This is a genomic window from Pseudarthrobacter sp. R1, from assembly GCF_024494415.1.
Taxonomy (GTDB): Bacteria; Actinomycetota; Actinomycetes; order Actinomycetales; family Micrococcaceae; genus Arthrobacter.
This window is the reverse complement of record NZ_JAMKFI010000002.1, coordinates 66,324-84,632: the sequence shown is the minus strand read 5'-3', so window position 1 is coordinate 84,632 and position 18,309 is coordinate 66,324. Positions and strand designations below refer to the sequence as shown.

Sequence of the window (18,309 nt, the reverse complement as noted above, 5' to 3'; positions counted from 1 at the left end):
ATGGATAGAGAACGCGGTCTGCAGTTTCCGATGGATTTTGGTGATGCGTCGAGTCGCCTGGGTTTGTTTTTAGGGTACGAGGATGGCCCGGCCGCGTACTTTGCCCGCGTCGAGGTCGCTGATCGCCTGTTGGAAGTCGTGGAGGGCGTATTTCTGGGTATGCAGAGTGACGGCGCCGCGTGCCGCCAGGGCCATCAAATCCTGAAGGTCGTTGTAGGAGCCGACCAGGTTGCCGATGATGTTGATCTCGGCCGAGACGATGTCGATGGTAGGGACGTTGATGTTCTCGCCGTAGCCCACCACGTAGTAATCCCCGGCCTGGCGCAGCATGGCGACGCCTTGGGCGGTTGCGCCGCCTTCGCCAACGAAGTCGATGAGTGCCTCCGCTCCATGACCGTCGGTGAGGGCAAGGACCTGCTCGACCTGGGTCCCGTCAGCGAGGACGCCCTCGTGCGCGCCGATCCTTTTGGCCAGCTCCAGGGCGGCAGGATTGCGGTCGACGACGATGATGCGTGCGGGTGTGAGCGCGGTGAGGACTTGGATCCCGATGTGCCCCAGTCCGCCGGCGCCGATGACGACGCAGGTGTCCCGCGGGGTCAACCGCTTAGCTGCTTTAGCGGCCGCGTGATAAGCGGTCAAGCCTGCGTCGGCCAGGGCCGCGACGTCGGCGGGCTCCAGCGAGTCGTCGATTTTGACGACGGATCGTGCGGATGTCAGAAGGTATTCTGCGTACCCGCCGCTCGTGTCGATGCCTGGGAACTTGCTCTGCTCGCAGTGCACGTCGTCCCCGGAACGGCAGGCGCGGCACAGACCGCACGTGATGAGGGGGTGCAGGATAACCTTGTCGCCTTCCTGCACGTTGGTGACGGCGGTGCCGACTGCGTGCACCCATCCGGCGTTCTCGTGGCCAATGGTGTACGGCAGGTGAACCTGGGATTTTTCGGCCCATTGTCCTTCGAGAATGTGCAGGTCGGTGCGGCAAACGCCGGCGCCGCCGATTCTGACGACGACGTCGAACGGGCCGGTGACTACAGGGGCCGGGACTTCTGCCATTTTCAGGCCCTCGTGGTAGCCGACTACCTGGACGGCTCGCATGGTGTTCATGGGTGAATCTCCTTGACTATAAGCGGAAGTAGTTCGTGGTGGTCTTTAGCCTCGGCGCCTTCGGGCCGCGCGTTCTGGTCCGCTCCGGATCCTCCATAACGTGTGCGGAGCAGACCCCGGCAGAAGTGCGCGTTTCCGTCAATGGAAATGCGGGTCGAGCGGGCCCGGCGCAGTGCCATCGGAACGGCATCAGGGGGATAGGGCTGCCCTTCGTGGTTAACCAGGACAATCGAATCGGCCGCCTCAGGCAAGCCAAGCGATGACCGTCGGCGCAGCAGCGCTTCCTTGTTTCTTCCAGCCGGAAGGTCCCGGAGGCGAATCGTTCCCATCTCCGTTTCCACGAGATTTGCGTTGGCACGCAGCAGATCCGTGAGGCAGCGCTCCATTGCAGCGGTGTGGGCCTTGCGGCGGAACGTCCACCGCAGCTCGTCCAGGCTGTCCTCAGCCTCGTGCAGGAACGTACCCCGGTACCCTGCGTCCGCGGCCAGCCCGGCGTTGATGAGGTCGGAGTCGTGGTGATCGTCCAGTTCCACGACCACCTGCGTAACAGCCGGCAGCGCCGAGATCGCGTCCTTGCTGTCGGACGCCATCAGGTACGCGAAATTGGGCGAGCAGAAGGAAGTGGGCAGGCGCAGGTGTACTTCCACCCGTGCACCTCCGGCACCGGACTGGACCTTGAGGGAACGAACGAAGCCAAGATCAGTGATCGGTTCGTCCAGCTCCGGGTCGAACACGGCGTCCAAGGCACGTCGGATGTCCTCCTCGGTCACATCCCAGCGGGTTTCAGGTGCAGGATCGACGTGCAGGGCTGTCAACGGATGCCTGCCAGGTCGGCGCGTTCGGGCTGCCGCGGTCCTGTCTTTGTCTCGTCCGCATCGGGGAGTTGGAGCTCTGCGGGCACAGGGATGTCGTACATCTTCGCGGCGTTCAGTCCCAGGATCTTCTTCTTTTGGGCCGTGGTGAGCGGGGCGTATTCGGTCATGTCTTCCGGGATCTGGAAGTCCACGAAGCGCTCAATCAGCCAGCGGGGCGTCCACAGGGCGTAATCGCTGGAGAACTGGATCCGGTCCTCACCAAGCCAGTAGATAAGCTCCCCGATGATCTGGGCAAAGTACCGCGGCCGGGTATGCATGAAGGGCATCGCAACGGCAAGGCCGCCATGGACGTTGGGTTCCTGGGTGGCGATCCAGCAAAAGTCTTCCAGCCGGGGCAGACCGACGTGCTCGACGACGAAGTTCAAGTCGGTGAAGTCCGATGCCGCATGGTCGACATCGGCGACATCGAAAGCGTCCCGGTCCAATGGGCGGATAGTAGGTCCCTTGTGAATGTGGATGTTCTTGACGCCGAGCTTGCGGCACTCCTCGAAATACCGGTAGGACCAGGGGTCCGAAAGCTTGTAACCACGGGACTCGCCGTGCCATTCGGCGGTGTAAAGCTTTACTCCTTTGAAGCCCATCTTTTCGTGATCGGCGCGCAGCCGGTCAAGGCCAGCCTCGCCGTCGCGGGGGTCGTAACAGTGGTTGTACGTGAGCCTGCCCGGATTCGCCGCGGCAAGGCCGAACGCCTCCTCGACCTGCGCGAAGCCGTTCTTGTAGAACGCGCCGAGATAGGCCGGCTGAAAGATCGCGTGGTCGACGTAGCCGTCCTCGAACAGATCCTTCATGAGGCGTGCGCCGCCCTGGTAAAGGTATTCCTCGTAGGACCACTGCTCCTCCTCGGGGGAGAGGTTGCGATGGTAGTCGTAGAAGCAATCGATGAACTGCTTGCCATGTATATTCCGCTGGTTCTCTGGGCGGGCGTCCCACAACGCGATGTGGGCGTCGACAATGAAATAGTTTTCGCCGTCTTTGCTGTACATGTCTGGTCTCCTTCTCGCGACTGCCGTAGTCGCGACACCATCGAGGCTAGGCCGAGGGAAGAGCTGTCAACATGTGGTCTGTGTCTCATTTTGAGACGGCTCTCCTCAGCCGGGGAGGGGACGACGCAGTAACCTCGAAGTATCGAAATGAGGAGGACGGCAATGATGCCCAACAATGGCGGGGGGATTGTCGGACTGGCGCGCGATCCCAACGCCGGCCAGCTCGTCACTCCTGCCAAGCGCCTGCTTGCTTCCTGGCAGCGAAGCGAGGAATACGGGGTCTCACCAGAAGAAGTGGATCCAATGTGGGCTGGCTCCGCAGTGACGGACTCCCTGTTTTTCCAGTGCGGCCAGGAAGTACTCACCGGCCTCTACAGCACTCTGGCGAATGAACCCTTGAGCCTCATGCTCACCGATGCAGAGGGTTTGCTCCTGAACAGGTTCAGCGGAGACACGTCCCTTTTACGGGCCCTCGACAAGGTTCACTTGGCGCCGGGGTTCGCGTTTTCCGAACGGGACGCAGGGACCAACGGGATGGGGCTAGCGCTGGCCGACCGAATCCCGACCCTCGTCCGCGCCGAAGAGCACTACAGCGCCAGCCTCCGAACCTACACCTGCGCCGCCGTACCGGTCTTCGATCCGGTCACCGGATTGCTGGAAGGCAGCGTCAACATCACCACATGGTCCCGCTCATCCCCACAACTGCTGCTGGCATTGGCCGAATCAGCCGCCGGCAACACCTCCGCCCTAATGCTCGCAAGATCACAGGGCCGCAAGGAAAAAGCCGGACCAAAGGGTGGCGTCTTCCGCATCCAGAGGGGCAAGCGGGAACCGGCGGCCGGAACCTTGCGCAAGATGTCGTCAGCCTGGACAAACGCCCTCGATCAGGCGACCCACGCCATTGCCTCCGGACGCGTTGTTGCCGCCGTCGGCGAGCAGGGCACGGGGCGAGCAACCCTGCTGGCCCAGGCAATGCGGCACGTTCACCCGGGCAGCCGCATCCTCTCAGCCGCCGCCCCCGCCCCCGGCGACGTCGAGGCATGGCTGTCGCTGTGGACCCCCGAACTGGCCAAACCAGCAACCGCTGTAATCGTCGAAAACGTCGACCTGTTGCCCGCCTGGGCGGCACAAGAACTCCACTCCCAGGCCCTCCGCGCACTGAGGTCGCTTCCTGTCGCCCAGGGCGCAAGCGCACCGACGCTCGCATGGGCCGTCACTGCCGAGGGGCTCGACGGCATCCCGCATCCCTTGGCGGGGATGGTCGATACAGTGGTTTCCGTTCCGGCGCTGCGCGAACGTGGCGACGATATCCTGCACCTGGGCAGGTACGCAGCCCGCCAAACCCGTCTGCGGGAAATCAACTTCACTGCCGCGGCAGAAAAGGCATTGATGGCCCACGCCTGGCCGGAGAACATTGACGAGCTCTTCACTGTCATCCAAGCCGCCGCCGCCCGGACCGAGACCATCGACGTCAGCCATCTGCCCGCATACCTCTTGGGAAAAAGGAGCCTGCACCTGAGCCGGATCGAATCTGTCGAACGCGACGAAATCGTCAGGTGTCTTTCCATGCCAGGGGCTACGGTAAGCGGGGCGGCAGCCGAACTGGGCATCAGCAGGGCGACCATCTACCGCCGCATGGCGAAGTTGGGAATCACGATCCCGAAATAAACAAGCCATTCATGAACGCTGGGGATCCGAAAAGGCAGCCTGTGCCCCCTACTGCTCCCACGGGACAACGTCCCCGTCCTTGTGTTGCCTCTGGGTATCAGCGGGGCAGGAGCAGACTGGTTTTGGTTCTGATGTCCTGCACGATCGCCTCGGTACTCAAGGCGGCGTTTACGCTTGCGGCCATGCTGACAAACATGATCGCCGAGACGATGCCTGCTGTTGTTGCGGCATCATCGGCACTGACCCGTTCATGCCGGCGCAGGACGGCGGCGATGGCCTCCTCGGTCTGCGCGACGATGGCAAGGGCTTCACTGTGGCGTGGTTCAGTCGGGTCCCCGAACACCATCTCGCGCAGGTAGGTTCGCCCATTGTCGACCTGGACGCGGTTGCACTCCACGATCGGCCGCACGATCGCCATTACCGCGCCCAGCGGATCAGGGATGGTTTCAGCATCAGCCCGGCCCCGTTCGAGCGCTTCGGCGTAGTGGGCGTTTTGCACGAGCAGGAGGAGCTCGCCCTTGGTCTTGGCGTAGAGGAACAGGGTTCCGGTGCCGATGTCGGCCTTGTCCGCGATCTGTTGGGTCGTCACCTCTTCGACCCCGTGTTCCGCGAACAACTCGCTGGCTGCGGCAGTGATGCGGTCGAGCTTCTGCTGCTTGTTCCGCTCGCGCCGCCCGAGCGGCTGGGATGCAACCGGCATGAGGGTTCCTCCTGGCGTAAATGACTGTACTCAGTATTGAGTATATCGGGCCTCCGAGGCGCCCCGGCATCTCTACTCTTGGTAGTGGGGGAGGGCGTGGCCGTGCTTGACGTAGGTCAGGGCTGACTCGACATCGTAGGCGTGGATGGCGGAGGCCAGCGGGGTCAGTTGGCGGGAAAGCTTTTCAACTGTGCTGCTGCTGAAGAAGGTGTCGCGGGCCGCTTTGTCGGCGAACCCGAGGACGACCGCGGCATGGAAGCGCTGGCCTATCGGGTTGTCGTGGGCGACGTCGGGCGTGTCCCACATACTTTCGATCCATGGCATGAAGGACTGTGTGCGCAGTTCCTTCAGCACGCCGGTGCCCGCCAGGGCCGGAATGAGGTCCTTCTTCACGAATTTGCCGAACGCGCTCCCGCAGACACCATGGCGACGGCGGAGGAAGACGATGGCGCGGGAGCTGACGGTCTCTGCCGGCGTGGCGACGTCGTACCAGCGGGAAGAGTTCGGCGGAGCGGCGTAGAGAAGCGTGCGGCGGAACACATTGGCCTCATCCGTATGTGCCAGTGCGGTCTGCTTGCGCCCCTGGAGTGGGGAGAGCAGGGATTGGAAGGTGACTTCCGCGATGCCGTCGATCTTCCGGTCGCCCGGGATGCCGGTCTCCACCCCCGCGGTGGCGGGCCACAGGCCAGGGTTGTGTTCCGCGAGGTGGATTTGCCGGTATTCCTCCAGACCTGGCGTGGCGGCGATGATGCCGGAGTGTGGGCCCTTCCAGTAGTCCATGCCGGTTTGGCGGGACTGGTCGGTGCGCACCCACAGCAGGATGGACGAGGTGAAGTGTTTTTTCACATTTGGTTGTGTGGTTGACGGTGGGGTGCCCAAAGTGCCTTCTTTCTGCGCGTAGGTCAGTTGGCGAGGAATTCGACGGCGGCGGGGGCGAACTTCGCGTGGTGCTGGAAGATGTCGCCGTGGCCGGAGTCGGGGTAGACGATCAGCTCGGATCCCTTGATGCGCCGGTGCAGGTCTGCCGAGAGGGCCGACGGCACCATGCGGTCGTTGTCGCCGTTGGCTATGAGGGCGGGGTGCGTGAGCGTGGACAGGTCCGAGGAGGCGGAGCGGCCGAACGCCTGGATTGCCTTCAGCTGCGTCTGGAATGCGCGGGTGCTGATCGGCTTATCACGGTCGACAGTGCGGTCCTGGTGGCGCTTGATGAACGCCTTCGCGGCGGCTTTTCCGGTGGTGTTGCGGTTGAAGAACAGGAATTCCTTGGGGTCGGACCGTGTCAGGGTTGCGCGGAGGATGTCCCAATAGGTGGTGGCCACGACTTTGTCGATATCCTTTCCGCCGCGCGGGCCGGTTCCCGTCAGCACGAGCTTGCGGACAAGATCGGGATGCTTAAGGGCCAGGTCCTGGGCGATCATGCCGCCCAGGGAAAACGAGAAAACATCTATTTTGTCGAACCCGAGGGCGTTGATGAAGGTGTAGGCGTCGTTGGCCATTGCCTCGATGCTGTGCGGAACCTGCCCGGTGGAGGCGCCGACACCTGGCTGGTCGAAGGTGATGACGTGGCGGTTCTTCGCGATGGGGTCGATGATGCGGGGATCCCAGTTATCCAACGTGGCGGCGAGGTGCACGAAGAACACGACGGGGATGCCGGCCTTGGGTCCCAGCTCGCGATAGGCGTAGGTGGTGTCACCGGCGGTGAGGGCTTTGGTGGGTGCTTTCGCATACGAGGTAACGAGGGATTCGTGCGGGGTGCCGGTGCTGTCCATGGCGGTTCTTCTCCTGCGTAGTTGTGTGAGGTGTTAAGGGTGGCGGTTCAGTGGCTCAGGGCGACCACTGCTTTTCCGCGGATGCCGCCCGTGGACAGGGACTGCAGCGCTTCCGGGGTCTGGTCGAAGCTGAAGACCTTCCCGATTATGGGGCGCAGCACGCCGTTATCGACCAGGGCGCTGATCTGGCGCAGTTGGTCCCCGCTGGCGCGCATGAAAAGGAACTCATAGCTGACGCCGAGCTTCTTGGCCTGCCGCCGGATCTTGCTGCTGAGTAGAGCGATTGCCAGGCGGAGCACAGGATTCAGCCCGACTTTGCGGGCGAACGCCGGATCCGGCGGGCCGGAAATCCCAATAGCCTTGCCGCCGGGCTTGAGGATGCGAAGTGACTTCTCGAGGTTCTCCCCGCCAAGGCTGTCGAGCACGAGGTCGTACCCGCTGAGGAGCTGCTCAAAGTCCTGGCTGCGGTAGTCGATCACGATGTCAGCTCCGAGATCGCGCACGAAGCCGGCGTTGGAGCCGCTTGCGGTGGTTGCAACGGTCGCGCCGAGGTGCTTGGCGAGCTGGATAGCGATCGAGCCGACCCCGCCGGCGCCGGCGTGAATGAGGACCTTGTGCCCTGGACGCACGTTGCCCTGCTCAACGAGGGCCTGCCAGGCTGTGAGCGCCACCAGCGGCAGTGAGCCCGCTTCCTCCATGCTGGCCGATGCCGGCTTCAGGGCCAGGTCTTCCTCGGCGACGGCGATGCGCTCGGCGAACGTACCTATGCGGTCCTTGTCGGGGCGGCCGTAGACCTCATCGCCCGGCCTGAACCCGCGCACGTTTGCACCGACTTGGAGGACAGTGCCAGCGACGTCGTTGCCGAGGATCAGCTGGAGTTTGTAGGGCAGGATCTGCTTGAACTCGCCCAGCCGGATCTTCTCGTCCAGTTGGTTCAGGCCCGCTGCCTGCACCTGTACGAGCACATCGCGGTCCCCGACGATTGGCTCGGGGACGTCTGCCTCGCGCAGCGGCTCCCTGTACTTGGTGACTACAAACGCTCGCATGCTGGATGCTCCTTCTGGGGGGTGGTAGGGGCCGGTCAGGCTTTGTCAATGATTATAATCAATTATGACTGCACTCAGATATTTGTCAAGGGTGAGGCCTGGTGGTTGCGAGCGGGGGAGAGGTGGCGATGGCTGGTTCTGTACGCCACGCGTGTTCTAAGCGGTCTTGGCGGCCAGTTGTGGGTAGAGAACCTCGATGGGGGCGCTAAGCCCGGCCTTGAGCTGCACGGATGTCTCGTCTGCCAGCACCTCGTATTCGCCCGCTTCTACGGCATCCATCACCGCGCGTACGAGATCGGCCGGGTCCATCTTGGGATCGGTGGCGTTCGCAGCCATCGCCGTGTCGACGTACCCGACGTGAACGCCCACCACATGGACCCCTTCGGGTGCGAGTTCCAGCCGCAGCGAGTTGGTTGCGGACCAGAGGGCGGCCTTGGTGGCGCTGTAAATGCCGCCGACGGCGTACCAGCTCATTGCGGAGTGGATGTCGATGATAGCCGAGTCATCCTTCGCGGACAGGATCGGCGCGAACGCGCGGGCGAGGAAAAGTGGGCCGAGGAAGTTTGTCTCGACGTTTGTCCGGATCTCTGCGTCGGTGTGGGTAAGGATGCCCGGGCTTGCCACGCTGGCCCCGGCGTTGTTGATCAACACCGTGACGTCGCCTGCGGCCTCGACTGCGGCCCGAATGGACGCGGGGTCTGTGACGTCGAGGGTGAGCGGGACGATCCGCTCGTCCTGCCAGGTTCGGGGGGTGCGGGCGGTGGCGTAGGCCTTGCTGGCGCCGCGGGCGAGGGCGTCGTGGACGAAGTGTGTACCGATGCCGCCGTTTGCACCGGTGACGAGGACGACTGCTTCATTGAGTGAGGGCATTTCACGAACTTTCTTGTTATGGGGCTGCATCCGCACCCGGACGGTGTGGATGGTGCTGAGGTCGTTTGGGGCCGCCCGCCCCTTGTCTCCGAGGGGGAGCAGGCGGGGGCGGGCAAGCCGGTCAGACGGGGGCAAGGGCTGGGTAGTCGGTGTAGCCGACTGCTCCGCCGCCGTACACGGTGGTGGGGTCCACCTCATTCAGAAGGGCGCCGGAACGCAGGCGCTCGACGATGTCGGGGTTGGCCAGCGCGAAGCGGCCCAACGGGGCGATGTCAGCAAGGCCGGCTTCGATGTCTCCGGCGACCTGCTCGCGGTTACGTCCATAGCGGACCACCAGCACCGCCGTCGGCCAAAGATCCCTGAGGGAGCGGAGGAGTTCCTCGTCGCCCACGTGGTGTAGGTGCAGGTAGGCCAGGTCCAGGGTGGCCAGCTCACCGACAAGGTGCCGGTACTGAGCGCGCACGCTTTCGGTGTCGCCCTCGTTGATTCCACCCAGGGGCATGGCGGGGGAGAGGCGGATGCCAACCCTGTCCGCCCCTATTTCCTCGGCCAGAGCCTCGGCGATCTCGATCACGAAGCGGGAGCGGTTTTCTACCGATCCGCCGTAGGAGTCGCTGCGGTGGTTGGCGTTTGGGGAGAGGAACTGGTGCAAGAGATAGCCGTTTGCGCCGTGGATTTCTACTCCGTCGGCGCCGGCGGCGATGGCAGAAGCTGCGGCGTGACGGAATTCAGCCACGGTGGCCCGGATATCCTCGGTGCTTAGCTCTCGCGGCACCGGCGTCTCCTGCAGTCCCGTTGGCGTGAATATTTCCTGGTCCGCGGGGATCGCAGAGGGTGCCACCGGCCGACGATGGTGGGGAGTATTGTCCGGATGGGACATCCGGCCGGCATGCATCAGCTGGATGAACACCGCCCCACCGCCGGCGTGCACTTTGCCGGTGACCTTTTGCCAGCCTTCGATCTGCTCAGGGGTGTAGATCCCCGGCGTGTTCATATAGCCCTGCCCATCCGCTGACGGCTGCGTCCCTTCGGTAATGATCAACCCCAATGAGGCGCGCTGCCCGTAGTACTCAGCGGCCAACTCACCCGGCGTGCCATCCGGGTTCGCTCGGTTTCGGGTCATCGGTGCGAGCGCCAGCCGGTGGGGAAGGTCCAGGCGGGCAAGAGTGAACGGTTGCCAGAGAGAAGACGAGGTCATGGATTTAGTCCTTTTGCGATCGAAGTGTCTGAGCATCACCGGCGCGACAAGCCCGTGTTCGGCCGCTGGGGAGCAGCGTTACTACCGAGTCGATGGTGTGATGACTAAACTCATAACTGAGCACAATCAGATTCTATTCCCGGTTGATCTTCCCGCTGCCCCTCAAGCGAATGAAATTGCTCCTGCTCGCGCAGAACTCCAGATGCCCGACGCGTTGCGGGAGGTGGAACCGCCGCCGAGACCATTCGGGATGTGTGGGGGGCGGTGGTGGCGATGATTCGGCGGGTACCGGAGTGCGACGGCAAGCAGATTGACTGCGGCCGAACTCCCCTTCGGGAGATCGTGTTCGGGGACCCCCAAGGAACTCCAGCACGGCACTCCCTCGCCCTGTGCATCCGGACCGAGGGTGGCGCATGCCGACATAATGCGTGGTTCCCGAGTCGAGCCCGGCTCTGGCTGAACTCCTAAACCGATCTGGTCAGGACAGGCGCGCTACGCTTCGACGGCTGGGCCGGGCGACTGTGCCGTCGGAAAAGAGTTCAGGGGTGGTTTCCTGGATCCTCTGGACGTCCTCGAAGACGCCCCGCAGGTGCAGGCGCAGCGAGCTGTCGGCGTCATCAAGGTTGTTTGTTTCCAGGGCGTCCACTACTGCGGTGTGTTGTTGGATCAGTGTTGCGATGGGCCTGGTGTCCAGCAGGCTCAGTCGACGGGCGCGGTCAAGGTGTGCCTTGGCTGAGTTGACTGCGGACCAGGCAGACTCGTGCCCGGCAAGGCGGAGGAGCTCGCGGTGGAATTCCTCGTCGAGCCGGAAAAACTCCTCGACGTCTTTTTGTGCATCGGCTTCCGTCTGGCTCTTGAGGATTAGCCGGAGCCCGGCAATGCCCTCAGCGTCCACGGCCAGGTCCCGCAAGGAGGCGCATTCGATGGCTTCGCGCACGAACTGGGCCTCCGAGACGCGGCCAAGATCCACCAGGGAGACAAAGGAGCCAATTTGGGGGAAGACCTGGATCAGGCCCTCTTCCCGAAGCAGGATCAGGCTTTCGCGGACCGGCGTCCGGCTCACGCCCAGTTCCTGGGCCAGCTCATTCTCTGAGAGCGGCTCTCCAGGAGGCAGCTGGAGGGAGATGATTCGGCGCCGGATCGTTTCCAGCGTCTTGTCCCTCACGGACAGCCGCGGAGCGGCGCCTCTTTTCTCGGTTCCCATGCACCCATTCTAAAGGGTTGACACACTAGAATGGTAGTGCTTGTATGGTAGTAGCAAACGACGTGTTGCCGGTCACAACCCCTGATCCCGGCAAGCCTCCCCCTTTTGAATCTCCCCTTCGTTTTTCATCGCCTGCAAAGGAGCATCAGATGACTGAGAGCATCTCGCCGCCCGTTACCAAGCCGGAGGCAAAACCCACCAAGGAACTGGCCAAGGTCGCTGTGTCCGGCTGGCTGGGAACCGCCATGGAATTCATGGACTTCCAGCTGTATTCGCTGGCAGCAGCGATCGTGTTCAACAAGCTCTTCTTCCCCGACGTCAGCCCGGTGATCGGCCTCATCGCCGCGATGGCAACCTACGGCGTGGGCTATGTTGCCCGTCTTGCAGGTGCCGTTTACTTCGGCCGCATGGGTGACAGGATCGGCCGCAAAAAGGTCCTCTTCATTACGATCGCCCTGATGGGCGCTTCCACGACCCTGATCGGTGTTCTCCCCACCTACGCAATGATCGGCATCTGGGCCCCCATCCTGCTGGTGGCGCTGCGCCTGGCGCAGGGCTTCGGTGCCGGCGCTGAGATCGCGGGTGCAACCGTGATGCTGGCCGAGTTCGCTCCCGCCCGCCGCCGCGGCCTCATCTCTTCACTCGTATGCCTGGGCACCAACTCCGGAACCCTCGCCGCCTCGGCCATCTGGGCGATCCTCGTCTCCACCCTGTCCGAAGAGGAGCTGCTCAGCTGGGGCTGGCGCATCCCGTTCCTGTTCAGCTTCGTCCTGATGATCTTCGCCGTCTGGGTCCGCCACCACGTCAAGGAAAGCCCCGTCTTCGAGGAGCGCGCCGACGTCGTCGACGGTGTTGCGCTCTCCAAGCGGGAAATCGCCGCGGCAGAGGAACTGGCAAAGACCAGCACCATCGAGGCCGCCCTGCACCAGCGCAAGGGCAAAGCATTCCTGATCGCTCTCGGCCTTCGCTTTGGCCAGGCAGGCAACTCCGGGCTGATCCAGACCTTCATCATCGGTTACCTCGCCACCGTCCTCCTCGTCGACAAGAGCGTGGGCACCACCGCCATCATGTACGGCTCGCTGCTGGGCTTCCTGACCATCCCGGTCATGGGCATCCTCGGTGACCGCTTCGGACGCCGGCCGCTCTACCTGGTGCTGAGCTCGCTCACCGCAATCTTCGCGATCCCCATGCTGATGATGGTTACCAGCGGCAACACCACCCTTATCACCATCGCGATGGTCGTCGGCCTGAACCTTGGCGTCCTCAGCCTGTTCGCCATGGAAAGCGTGACCATGGCCGAGTTCTTCGGTGCCCGGACCCGCTTCACGCAGCTCGCCCTGGCGAAGGAAATCGGCGGCATCCTGGCTACGGCTATCGGCCCGCTGCTGGCCGCGACGCTCACTGCGATCACCGGCCACTGGTGGCCCCTGGCTGCGATGCTGATCGCGTACTCGCTGATTACCCTCATCTCGGCCTTCGTCGGTCCCGAGGTCCGTGGCCGCGACATGGTCCGCCTGGAAGACGCAGTATGAAAGCCGTTGTTGTCCATGGCGCCAACGATCTCCGGATCGACGAACGGCCGGAGCCGGTAGCCGGCCCCGGCGAAGTAGTGCTCGACGTCGAATGGGGCGGCATCTGCGGATCGGACCTTTCGTACTGGCGCCACGGCGCGTCGGGGACGGCGGCGCTGAAGTCACCGCTCGTCCTCGGCCACGAGGTGGCAGGACGGATCGCCCAGCTCGGCGACGGCGTCACTGACCTCGAGGTGGGCCAGCCGGTGACCGTGCACCCCGCTGAACTGGTGGGTGACGGCATCATGCCGGAGCGCCTGGCCGGCCGGACCAACCTCTACCCGCAGATCCGGTACTTCGGCTCTGCCGCCTTTGACCCGCACACCGACGGCGGGTTCAGCGAACGGAAGCTCGCCCGGGCCTCCCAGATCCGGCCGCTGCCGGAGGGTGTGGACACGCTGCACGGCGCCCTGGCCGAACCGCTCGCCGTCGCCCTGCACGCGGTGGGCCGGGCCGGCAGCCTCACCGGCCGTGACGTCCTGGTCAACGGCGCCGGGCCCATCGGCTCCCTGGTGGTGGCTGCGGCAAAGTACGCCGGCGCCAGGACCGTCATCGCCGCCGACATCAACGACGCGGCCTTGAAAATCGCCAAAGCCATGGGCGCCGATGAGGTCCGGAACGTTTCCGGCGGTGGAAGCCTCCCCGAGGACATGGAGCTGGTGTTCGAAGCGTCCGGCATTCCGGCAGTGCTGGGCGGCGTTCTCCGCGCCACGGCACGCGGCGGCACCCTCGTCCAGGTCGGAAACCTGCCGGGCGCTCCGGCACCTGCCGCCTTGGGCGACCTGGTGACGCGCGAGATCACCTGGATCGGCTCCTACCGCTTCGCGGACGAAATCAGTGACGCCCTCCGCGCCATGGCGGAAGGCCTGGACGTATCCCCGGTCATCACGCACAAGTTCGGGATCGACCAGGCAGCCGAAGCCATGAGGGTTTTCGGAGATCCTGCTGCCGGAAGCAGCAAAGTCATGCTCAAGCTCAGCTGAGCCACAGCTGACAGTTCCGTTCGATACAACTTTCCATCAACATCCAAAGGACCAACCAGTGAAGATCACCGACGCACGGGTAGTGGTTTCGTCGCCCGGACGGAACTACGTCACCCTCGTTATCGAAACCGAGGACGGCATCACCGGCATCGGCGACGCCACGCTCAACGGCCGTGAGATGGCGGTGGCGTCCTACCTGTCCGAGCACCTCTGCCCGATGCTGATCGGCCGCGACGCGCGACGGATCGAAGACGCGTGGCAGTACTTCTACAAGGGGGCTTACTGGCGCCGCGGACCGGTGACCATGACGGCGATCGCCGCCATCGACGTCGCCCTCTGGGACATCAAGGGCAAGGCAGCGGGCATGCCCGTCTACGAACTGTTGGGCGGTGCGGCCCGCGAGGGTGTTATGGTCTACGGCCACGCCAGCGGCTCCACCCTGCAGGACCTGGGCGCCGACTTCCAGCACCACCTGGACCTCGGCTACAAGGCCATCCGGGTCCAGGCTGCGGTGCCTGGCCTCGACAAAACCTATGGCATTGCGCCGGTGGACGGGAAGCTGTACGAGCCTGCCAGCGGCAACGTCCCGCAGGAGGACACCTGGGAGACGTCGGCGTATCTGGACTTCGCACCCAGGATGATGGCGCACGTCCGTGAGGAATTCGGCTACGGCACCCATGTCCTGCACGACGTGCACCACCGGCTCTCCCCGATTGAGGCCGGGCGGCTGGGCGCTTCGCTGGAGCAGTACCGGCCGTTCTGGATCGAGGATCCGACGCCGGCGGAGGACCAGTCGGCGTTCCGCCTGATCCGCCAGCACACGACTACACCCATCGCAGTGGGCGAGGTGTTCAACTCCATCTGGGACTGCCAGCAGCTGATAACCGAACGCCTCATCGACTACATCCGCACCTCCGTTTCGCACGCCGGCGGCATCACGCACTTGCGCCGGATCTTCTCACTGGCGGATCTGTACGGTGTCCGATCGGGCTCCCACGGCGCGGGCGACCTTTCCCCTGCGTCGTTCGCCGCAGCCCTGCACGTAGATATGAGCATCCCCAACTTCGGCATCCAGGAATACATGGGCCATCGGGAACCGGCCAACGAAGTGTTCACAACGTCCTACACCTTCAACGACGGCTACATGCACCCCGGAGACGCCCCCGGCATCGGGGTGGAGTTCAACGAGGAAGCCGCCGCCCGCTTCCCCTTCGACCCGAAATACCTGCCCATCAACCGGCGGCTCGATGGATCGGTGCATGACTGGTGAACGACGCAACAATGCCTATCGAGAACCAGCCGTTTGACGTCGTCGTGATGGGGGAGATCCTCGTCGAAGTGGCCACCGACGTGGCCTTTGGGCACGGTGTGCCCGCCCAGCTCGGGATCTCCGGCGACGCCCTCAACGTCGCCGCCGCCGCTGCTGCAGTCGGTGCCCGCGTCGGCTTGCTGTCAGTACTGACCGACGACGACCTCGGCAAGGCAATCGCCGCCCGGATCGTGGAACTCGGCGTTGCCCCTGACCTTTTGAAGTTCCGCCGCGGGCAGCAGGGTGTCTACCTGGTGCACTGCGACCCCGACGGGCAGCGCGAGTTCTCCTACGCCCGCAGCGGCAGCGTGGGGTCCACTTTGAGCCCGGACGACGTCGACCCGGCAGTTTTCGCCGCCGCCGGCGCCGTAGTGGCGGGCGGCATCGCCTGCGCCATCTCGGATTCGTCCCGAGCCGCAGTCATGAAGGCCGCGGCCGTCGCCAAGCGGTTCGTTTTCGACCCCAACTTCCGCCCGCGGCTCACCTCGGTAGAGGAGGCGAGGGCGGCGCTGCTGCAGCTGGCACCCCGCGCCTTCCTGGCCACCCCGTCCTTCCCTGGCGAGACTTCGGCGCTGCTGGGCTGTCCCACGCCGGAGGATGCCGCGGCGAAACTGCGCAGCCTCGGCACGCGGAATGTGGCCGTCACCTGCGGCGCCGAGGGCATCCAGCTGGACGGTGAAGATCAGGACAAAACCTGGATCGACTCCATCCCGGCACCTGCCGTGGTGGACCAGACGGGCGCGGGCGATGCGTTCGTCGGGACCTTGACCGCCCGGATGGTCCTTGGTGACAGCCTTCGCGTCGCTGCCCGGTACGGTGCCGCGGCGGCGTCACTGGTGGTGGGCGGCAAGGGCGGCACCGGCTTAATCCCCACGCTGGAGCAGACCCAGGCCCATGCTTCCAGCGCCCTTGCACCGGAAGGAGCAGCGCCATCACACGCCTAAGCGCCGCATCCCTCGACGCCAACGGCAAGCACCGTGCTGCCGCCGAGGGCACAACCATCCGGCCGGGCATCGTCCACCTGGGCCTGGGGGCCTTCGCCCGAGCCCACACCGCCGTCTTCACGGAAGACGCCATGCTCGCCACCGGCTCGTCTGACTGGGGCATTGTTGGGGTGACCCAGCGCTCGGACACAGTCGCACGCCAGCTGGCACCCCAGGACGGGCTGTTCACCGTTGCCGAGCGCGGCAGCGGCGCCGCGCCGCTCCGCGTTGTTTCCAGCATTGTGGAAGCCATCTCCGGCAGGGATCGGCCGGAAGCCGTGGTGGACCGGATCGCCGCGGACAGTACGCGGGTGGTCACGCTGACGGTTACCGAAAAGGGCTACCGCATCGACCCGCACACCGGGTCGCTTAACCTCGCGGACGAGCAGGTTCGAGCCGACCTCGCCGGGAAGCCGCCACTGACCGCCATCGGGCAAATCACCCGCGGCATTCAGAAGCGGGCCCTCACCGGCGGCGGGCCGCTCACCGTTGTCTCATGCGACAACCTGCCGGGCAACGGGGAACTGACCGGCACCCTGGTCCGCGCGTTTGCCGCGGCCCTCCCGGACACCGAACGCACACCGCTGCTCACCTGGCTGGAGGACAATGTCACGTTCCCCAGCACCATGGTGGACCGCATGGTGCCGGCCACAACGTCCAGGGACCTGGACGCCGTCGAACACGAACTGGGACTCCGGGACGAGGCCGCAGTGGTGGCCGAACCCTTCATGCAATGGGTGATTGAGGATAACTTTGCCGGAGACCGACCCGCCTGGGAGGAAGCCGGCGCGCTGTTCAGCCATGATGTCGCCGCCTGGGAAGCTGCAAAGCTGCGACTGCTCAACGCCAGCCACTCGCTGCTCGCGTATCTGGGCCTTGCCGCGGGCCTGGACACCATCAGTGACGCCGTGGGAGAGGACTCCTTCCGCAGGGCGTGCCGACTGATGCTGGCCGAGGACGCCCTTCCCACCGTCAGCCTGCCTGACGGCCTGGACGGTGAAACCTACTGCGCCCAGATCCTGCAACGTTTTGCCAACCCCGCCCTGGGACACACCACGGCCAAAGTCGGGAGTGACGGCTCCCAGAAAATCGGGCTCCGGCTGCTGACCACCATCCGCGCAAACCTTGATGCAGGCCGCGAGCCGCGGTGGGCTGCCCTGGCTGTCGCCGCCTGGATGCACCACGTGGCCACCACACCGGCGGCCGGGCTAAATGATCCCCTCGCCGCCGAACTCCAAGCGGTGCTTCCCGCCGACCGGAGAGCGGACACTGTCATTCCGGCGCTCCTTACCTGCCGCAGCGTCTTTGACGCCGAAATCGCCGCAGACAGCACCTTCGCAGGGCTCCTCCTGCACTGGTACCGCATCATTGATACCCAAGGCCTGGACGGCCTGAGAAACGAGATTAACCATGGCTAATGCCCCCAGCGTCCTGCACGTTTCACCCGTCATTCCGGTGGTAACCATCGATGACCCGCAACATGCAGTTCCCCTTGCCAAGGCCCTGGCCGCCGGCGGCGTCAGCATCATCGAGCTCACGCTCCGCACCGAGAGTGCGCTTACGTCACTAAAGCTCATCGCCAACGAGGTGCCCGACATCCTGGTCGGGGCAGGCACAGTCCTAACCCCCGGTCAGGCAGACGCGGCGGTTGCCGCCGGAGCGCAGTTCCTCGTCAGCCCGGGCGTGACACCGTCCCTGCTGGACTACATGCTGACCCTGGGTATCCCTGTCCTGCCCGGCGTAGCCACAGTGGGCGAGGTAATGGCAGTGCTCGAGCGCGGGCTGGACACCATGAAATTCTTCCCTGCAGGACCCGCCGGCGGCCCCGACTATCTCGCCGCCATTGGAGCTCCCATCCCGCAGGTTCAGTTCTGCCCGACCGGTGGAATCAGCCTGGCTACCGCACCGGCGTACCTTGCGCTGCCCAACGTATCCTGCGTCGGCGGTAGCTGGCTCACCCCCCGCAGCGCCATCGACAACCAGAACTGGCAGCAAATCACCCAGCTCGCCGAAGGGGCGGCCGCACTCCGGATGAAGTAATCCGGG

17 protein-coding genes are annotated in these 18,309 nt (G+C 64.5%); 7 read left to right on the top strand and 10 right to left on the bottom strand.

From position 1 onward, the window contains the following. Window positions 1–69: 69 nt before the first annotated feature. The 3 genes from M8J71_RS02250 to M8J71_RS02240 are packed head-to-tail and all read right to left on the bottom strand — an operon-like array spanning window position 70 to window position 2,962. Window positions 70–1,104: an NAD(P)-dependent alcohol dehydrogenase gene (locus M8J71_RS02250; RefSeq protein WP_256246401.1), complete on the bottom strand. Its 1,035-nt coding sequence runs from the start codon at window positions 1,102–1,104 to the stop codon at window positions 70–72. Continuing rightward, window positions 1,101–1,919 (bottom strand): iron-sulfur cluster assembly protein, encoded by an 819-nt coding sequence (locus tag M8J71_RS02245; RefSeq protein ID WP_256246400.1) that lies wholly within the window; start codon window positions 1,917–1,919, stop codon window positions 1,101–1,103. The genes M8J71_RS02250 and M8J71_RS02245 overlap by 4 nt, the downstream gene beginning before the upstream one ends. Further along, complete coding sequence (locus tag M8J71_RS02240) at window positions 1,916–2,962, bottom strand: amidohydrolase family protein (protein ID WP_256246399.1); 1,047 nt, start codon at window positions 2,960–2,962, stop codon at window positions 1,916–1,918. Before M8J71_RS02240 ends, M8J71_RS02245 begins: the two co-directional genes overlap by 4 nt. Window positions 2,963–3,124: 162 nt before the next feature. On the opposite strand from M8J71_RS02240, the gene M8J71_RS02235 reads away from it, so the two are divergent. Next, window positions 3,125–4,630, top strand: coding sequence for a helix-turn-helix domain-containing protein (locus M8J71_RS02235; protein WP_256246398.1), 1,506 nt, complete (start codon window positions 3,125–3,127; stop codon window positions 4,628–4,630). 97 nt (window positions 4,631–4,727) lie between these two features. Here the strand turns inward: M8J71_RS02235 and M8J71_RS02230 are convergent, their stop codons facing one another. The 7 genes from M8J71_RS02230 to M8J71_RS02200 form a co-directional block, all read right to left on the bottom strand. Continuing rightward, window positions 4,728–5,330 (bottom strand): TetR/AcrR family transcriptional regulator, encoded by a 603-nt coding sequence (locus tag M8J71_RS02230; RefSeq protein WP_256246397.1) that lies wholly within the window; start codon window positions 5,328–5,330, stop codon window positions 4,728–4,730. 72 nt (window positions 5,331–5,402) lie between these two features. Next, on the bottom strand, window positions 5,403–6,176 hold the full coding sequence (locus M8J71_RS02225) for a strictosidine synthase (RefSeq protein WP_256246396.1): 774 nt from the start codon (window positions 6,174–6,176) through the stop codon (window positions 5,403–5,405). A gap of 56 nt (window positions 6,177–6,232) precedes the next feature. Further along, on the bottom strand, window positions 6,233–7,099 hold the full coding sequence (locus M8J71_RS02220) for an alpha/beta fold hydrolase (protein ID WP_256246395.1): 867 nt from the start codon (window positions 7,097–7,099) through the stop codon (window positions 6,233–6,235). 47 nt (window positions 7,100–7,146) lie between these two features. Beyond that, window positions 7,147–8,145 carry an NADP-dependent oxidoreductase gene (locus tag M8J71_RS02215; RefSeq protein ID WP_256246394.1) on the bottom strand — a complete coding sequence of 333 codons (999 nt, stop codon included), beginning with the start codon at window positions 8,143–8,145 and terminating at the stop codon, window positions 7,147–7,149. A 156-nt stretch (window positions 8,146–8,301) separates the two neighbouring features. After that, window positions 8,302–9,015, bottom strand: coding sequence for an SDR family oxidoreductase (locus tag M8J71_RS02210; RefSeq protein ID WP_256246393.1), 714 nt, complete (start codon window positions 9,013–9,015; stop codon window positions 8,302–8,304). A gap of 121 nt (window positions 9,016–9,136) precedes the next feature. Beyond that, complete coding sequence (locus tag M8J71_RS02205; protein ID WP_256246392.1) at window positions 9,137–10,213, bottom strand: alkene reductase; 1,077 nt, start codon at window positions 10,211–10,213, stop codon at window positions 9,137–9,139. 478 nt (window positions 10,214–10,691) lie between these two features. Then, entirely contained in the window at window positions 10,692–11,417 is a 726-nt protein-coding gene (locus M8J71_RS02200) for a GntR family transcriptional regulator (RefSeq protein WP_256246391.1), read from the bottom strand. Window positions 11,418–11,566: 149 nt separating this feature from the next. Between M8J71_RS02200 and M8J71_RS02195 the strand changes: the two genes are divergently transcribed. The 6 genes from M8J71_RS02195 to eda are packed head-to-tail and all read left to right on the top strand — an operon-like array spanning window position 11,567 to window position 18,303. Then, window positions 11,567–12,949 carry an MFS transporter gene (locus tag M8J71_RS02195; protein ID WP_256246390.1) on the top strand — a complete coding sequence of 461 codons (1,383 nt, stop codon included), beginning with the start codon at window positions 11,567–11,569 and terminating at the stop codon, window positions 12,947–12,949. Next, window positions 12,946–13,971 (top strand): L-idonate 5-dehydrogenase, encoded by a 1,026-nt coding sequence (locus M8J71_RS02190; RefSeq protein ID WP_256246389.1) that lies wholly within the window; start codon window positions 12,946–12,948, stop codon window positions 13,969–13,971. Before M8J71_RS02195 ends, M8J71_RS02190 begins: the two co-directional genes overlap by 4 nt. A gap of 7 nt (window positions 13,972–13,978) precedes the next feature. Continuing rightward, the gene (gene manD / locus M8J71_RS02185) at window positions 13,979–15,241 is read left to right on the top strand and encodes a D-mannonate dehydratase ManD (RefSeq protein WP_256246542.1); all 1,263 of its coding nucleotides are present in this window, start codon (window positions 13,979–13,981) and stop codon (window positions 15,239–15,241) included. A 47-nt stretch (window positions 15,242–15,288) separates the two neighbouring features. Next, a complete protein-coding gene (locus M8J71_RS02180) occupies window positions 15,289–16,224 on the top strand; it encodes a PfkB family carbohydrate kinase (RefSeq protein ID WP_256246541.1) in 936 nt (311 codons plus the stop codon). Continuing rightward, window positions 16,212–17,681 (top strand): mannitol dehydrogenase family protein, encoded by a 1,470-nt coding sequence (locus M8J71_RS02175; protein WP_256246540.1) that lies wholly within the window; start codon window positions 16,212–16,214, stop codon window positions 17,679–17,681. Before M8J71_RS02180 ends, M8J71_RS02175 begins: the two co-directional genes overlap by 13 nt. After that, the gene (gene eda / locus M8J71_RS02170; RefSeq protein ID WP_256246388.1) at window positions 17,674–18,303 is read left to right on the top strand and encodes a bifunctional 4-hydroxy-2-oxoglutarate aldolase/2-dehydro-3-deoxy-phosphogluconate aldolase; all 630 of its coding nucleotides are present in this window, start codon (window positions 17,674–17,676) and stop codon (window positions 18,301–18,303) included. Before M8J71_RS02175 ends, eda begins: the two co-directional genes overlap by 8 nt. Window positions 18,304–18,309: the final 6 nt, after the last annotated feature.

Excerpts from the sequence above, each read along its gene's own strand:
- M8J71_RS02250 (WP_256246401.1), bottom strand. The coding sequence starts at position 1,104 with ATGAACACCATGCGAGCCGTCCAGGTAGTCGGCTACCACGAGGGCCTG.
- M8J71_RS02240 (WP_256246399.1), bottom strand. The coding sequence starts at position 2,962 with ATGTACAGCAAAGACGGCGAAAACTATTTCATTGTCGACGCCCACATC.
- M8J71_RS02235 (WP_256246398.1), top strand. The coding sequence starts at position 3,125 with ATGATGCCCAACAATGGCGGGGGGATTGTCGGACTGGCGCGCGATCCC.
- M8J71_RS02230 (WP_256246397.1), bottom strand. The coding sequence starts at position 5,330 with ATGCCGGTTGCATCCCAGCCGCTCGGGCGGCGCGAGCGGAACAAGCAG.
- M8J71_RS02220 (WP_256246395.1), bottom strand. The coding sequence starts at position 7,099 with ATGGACAGCACCGGCACCCCGCACGAATCCCTCGTTACCTCGTATGCG.
- M8J71_RS02215 (WP_256246394.1), bottom strand. The coding sequence starts at position 8,145 with ATGCGAGCGTTTGTAGTCACCAAGTACAGGGAGCCGCTGCGCGAGGCA.
- M8J71_RS02210 (WP_256246393.1), bottom strand. The coding sequence starts at position 9,015 with ATGCCCTCACTCAATGAAGCAGTCGTCCTCGTCACCGGTGCAAACGGC.
- M8J71_RS02205 (WP_256246392.1), bottom strand. The coding sequence starts at position 10,213 with ATGACCTCGTCTTCTCTCTGGCAACCGTTCACTCTTGCCCGCCTGGAC.
- M8J71_RS02200 (WP_256246391.1), bottom strand. The coding sequence starts at position 11,417 with ATGGGAACCGAGAAAAGAGGCGCCGCTCCGCGGCTGTCCGTGAGGGAC.
- M8J71_RS02195 (WP_256246390.1), top strand. The coding sequence starts at position 11,567 with ATGACTGAGAGCATCTCGCCGCCCGTTACCAAGCCGGAGGCAAAACCC.
- M8J71_RS02190 (WP_256246389.1), top strand. The coding sequence starts at position 12,946 with ATGAAAGCCGTTGTTGTCCATGGCGCCAACGATCTCCGGATCGACGAA.
- M8J71_RS02180 (WP_256246541.1), top strand. The coding sequence starts at position 15,289 with ATGGGGGAGATCCTCGTCGAAGTGGCCACCGACGTGGCCTTTGGGCAC.
- eda (WP_256246388.1), top strand. The coding sequence starts at position 17,674 with ATGGCTAATGCCCCCAGCGTCCTGCACGTTTCACCCGTCATTCCGGTG.